Annotated in this window: 4 protein-coding genes and 2 pseudogenes; 3 read left to right on the top strand and 3 right to left on the bottom strand. The window is 51.2% G+C overall.

The window, feature by feature from the left end:
* Positions 1-294 (bottom strand): annotated as a pseudogene (locus tag BBW68_RS20745) (transposase zinc-binding domain-containing protein); the annotation flags it as partial.
* Between the two features lie 305 nt (positions 295-599).
* Here BBW68_RS20745 and sixA point away from each other — a divergent pair.
* Positions 600-1082 carry a phosphohistidine phosphatase SixA gene (gene sixA / locus BBW68_RS10815; protein WP_070135368.1) on the top strand — a complete coding sequence of 161 codons (483 nt, stop codon included), beginning with the start codon at positions 600-602 and terminating at the stop codon, positions 1080-1082.
* Between the two features lie 97 nt (positions 1083-1179).
* Here the strand turns inward: sixA and BBW68_RS16705 are convergent.
* Both BBW68_RS16705 and BBW68_RS10810 read right to left on the bottom strand, forming a co-directional pair.
* A pseudogene (locus BBW68_RS16705) lies at positions 1180-1275 on the bottom strand (endonuclease SmrB); the annotation flags it as partial.
* 331 nt (positions 1276-1606) lie between these two features.
* Positions 1607-2170 carry a hypothetical protein gene (locus BBW68_RS10810; RefSeq protein ID WP_070135366.1) on the bottom strand — a complete coding sequence of 188 codons (564 nt, stop codon included), beginning with the start codon at positions 2168-2170 and terminating at the stop codon, positions 1607-1609.
* A gap of 192 nt (positions 2171-2362) precedes the next feature.
* Between BBW68_RS10810 and BBW68_RS10805 the strand changes: the two genes are divergently transcribed.
* Both BBW68_RS10805 and BBW68_RS10800 read left to right on the top strand, forming a co-directional pair.
* Positions 2363-2611 (top strand): helix-turn-helix domain-containing protein, encoded by a 249-nt coding sequence (locus tag BBW68_RS10805; RefSeq protein ID WP_070135367.1) that lies wholly within the window; start codon positions 2363-2365, stop codon positions 2609-2611.
* A gap of 2 nt (positions 2612-2613) precedes the next feature.
* The coding region (locus BBW68_RS10800) for a DNA-binding protein (RefSeq protein ID WP_276325389.1) at positions 2614-3131 on the top strand (518 nt) is incomplete at its 3' end.

The following is a 3131-nucleotide window of genomic DNA, read 5'->3' as shown; positions in this document are numbered from 1 at the left end:
CATTCGCAGTCGGGCAGGACGTGTTGTTGCTCAGCAATCCACTGTTCGGTGGACTTCATGCCGCAGGCCTTTGACTTGCAGCTCTGGCAGAAGAAGCGGGAGTGGGTACAGTCAGGTACAGTCAGGTAAAGCGCAGCAGTAGCGGCGCACACCCATAGCGCAGGTGCCACAGGCGAGCATGCGCTCAACGGCCAGTTGGGTCCACTGGCTGACGCTGTCGCCATGTTTTTCGAGATAGCGGTTCCAGCCGTCATCGACGGTGAAAAGGAGTTTGGCGGGACGCGGGATATACATGGAGCTGAGTATAAAGCGGAGCTCCGGTCATGCAAAGCACCGGAACGGCGAAGCCGTGACGCTCGCCCTGTAAGGGCACTACGTTCTATAAACCGGATGTAAATCTGAATAGTTTTCGTGATTTAGCTGGTTAGTCTGGTCACGGGGTGAGTTACTTTTGGCGGGCGCTTTTCAAGGCGCTCACTAAGTAAACAATCAGTTGACTATACTAAAGGCATTGGGGTACAACACAGCGTTCATTCTCTGAATGAAGAGTCAGTTGGCCTTGTCTTCCGGCGTTTTTGTTTAACAACAGCGGTGCTATTATGCAAGTTTTCATAATGCGTCACGGCGATGCAGCTTTAGATGCAGCAAGTGATTCAGTTCGACCTTTGACTCACTGCGGCTGTGATGAAACCCGTCAAATGGCGATCTGGCTTAGCGGTCAATCGGTTGATATTGAACAGGTGATAGTCAGTCCCTACCTGCGTGCCCAGCAAACTCTCAGCACGGTGCGTGAAGCGCTGTCTCTGCCGGAAGGTGAGGATGTGCTGCCAGAATTAACTCCCAGTGGCGATCCTAGGCTGGTGGCGTGCTACATGCACGCGCTGGCGAATGAAGGAGTGAAGTCGGCGCTGGTGATTTCGCATTTGCCGCTGGTGGGCTACTTGGTGGCCGCACTGTGCCCGCAGGAAGCGCCGCCGATGTTCGCCACTTCGGCTATTGCCTGCATCGATTTCGATGCGGACAATGTGGTGGGCAAGCTGGAGTGGCAGGTCTCTCCGGCGAAGTTAGCTAAGGCGATGTAATCGCTTTGCAGCCCGACCGAAAAAGAAGATTGGCCCCTACAATTTTCCGCGTTACCTTTGGGGCCGACCATTTTTCTGGTCGGGGCGTGTCAAATTATTCCGACAGCACGCGTTTCTGTGGCACTTCACTTATCTTTTTACGCAGCGGTTTATGAACAATGGTGTCCTGCGCCAGCTTGTCCGTGCCGCTCATCAACCCGCGAAACAGCGCCTCGTCTTCCGCACTCAGTGTGGGGGGTAATCATTTTGATACTGATTGTGCATACCTCAGACAAGCCGACAACCTTTGACTGGCGCGGCTTTGGTAGAAAAATTAGGTTTGATACTCGTCGTGAAAAAACGACTTAAAACTGATTTATTTGAACAGTATTTGATACTCTACTGATTGTAACTTGCGTGACTTTGAAAGGCGTTTAAACAGTTTTCGAATTTCATTTAAGCGGGTTGGCCATTTGGTTGATCAAGCTCATTGGCCACATAAGTATAAAGCGTTACACCTAACGCAAACTACCGTCTGCGCTAACTTAGCCTGCCCGCTTACTGGTGGATGCTAGGCTTTGGGGGAGCGTTTCGCCTTCAGTATCGGGACCACACTCTCTAGCCTCTTCATCGATACGAGCAGCTTCTTCGAGGGTTTGAGGCTGCAAGCCCAAGACTTTTTCCTTCATAACCCGATCAAGTTTTAGGAATTTGACATTGTCTTCGTCAAGAAGGTAAAGGACCGTTTCAACGCCTTTGCGGGCTAGCATTGTTGCCAATTGCTTTCTCTCATCGACCGTTAAGAACCCTAATAACTGGATAAGTTCATCACCATCACAGGTTAATTTTGGTGATTCTGAGTCAACCAAAGAACCTCCTTGAGGCTCCTCTCCGTCCCCATATTTTAACCATTCGAAACTAACACCTTCACTTTCGGCAATACGCGCCAAGAGATTATCGCGGGGTTCTGGGATCGGCCCCTCCTTTCGATAATAACTTTTCAATGTGTTGATGTTCACTCCCCATGCACGGGCAGCCGCACTCCTTGATGGATGGTGACGAACAAGGCTGGTAATTCGTTCAATAACAGGTTCTTTGGATTGCCCCACAAAAATACCTCAAGGTTCTTTTGGAAATACAGGTTCTTTTATATCTATCGCTATGATTTATAAGAAATAAATTAAAATAACCGCAAATTACCCAAAAATACCTTGATAAGGTATTTTTGGCGATCTATTCTTTTACCCGTAGAGATAACCACGCGGTTATCTGCACGAGTAACTTTTTAGGATAGATGAATGATGAACCGAAAAGAAGATCTGGTTGCTGATTGGCACCCTGAAAACATCAAGGCGGAGATCCACAAGCGAGGATTGTCGTTCCGTGCACTGTCTCTCCAGGCTGGTTACAAGAAAGACTCTCTCAAAAGTGTTTTGCGCACTCCGTGCAAGCCTTATCAGCAGATTGTCGCGGATGCGCTGGGGGTTGCGCCGGAAGAAATCTGGCCTAGCCGTTATCTAAATGAAAGTTACATCCAGAGAGCGTCCTGATTATGTTTGTTGTCGCAAAAGAGCTAGTTGGGCTTCCCGGCCTGCCTGCGACACCCAAGGGTATTCGTGAGGCATTGGCGAAAGTATCCGGCAGTAATGGAGCGTTAGTGCGACGCCGCGAAGGCACTAAGGCATTTGAGTACAACGTTGATTGCCTGCCGGACGCAGCACGTGAAGCCGTTCAGGCCCACATGGCGCGTCAGCTGCTGGCACAGGCTGCTTCCCTTCCGGCAAGAGCGACCACTACAGGTGAGCTGGTCACGGGAGCCGGTGGCGAGAAAGTGCAGCGCGAGCTGGCGCTGTACCGCAAATGCCCGGCTCTGCAGGAGAAGAAGCTGCGCGAGCTGACCGACAGCCAGAAAGCAGTCGGTGATGCGCGGATGGTGCTGGTCCAGGAGGTGTTACGCCTTATGGACAGCAGCGAAAACGGCGGTCTCAGCATGAAGCGCAAACAGGCGGTCGAGTTTATTGCCGCCGCTTCTGTCGCCGGGACACTGCCAGATTATGTGCAGCGGGCCGC

It is taken from the genome of Candidatus Erwinia dacicola (assembly GCF_001756855.1).
GTDB classification, from domain to species: domain Bacteria; phylum Pseudomonadota; class Gammaproteobacteria; order Enterobacterales; family Enterobacteriaceae; genus Erwinia; species Erwinia dacicola.
The sequence above is the reverse complement of the archived record's forward strand: the minus strand, read 5'-3'. Positions and strand labels throughout refer to the sequence as shown.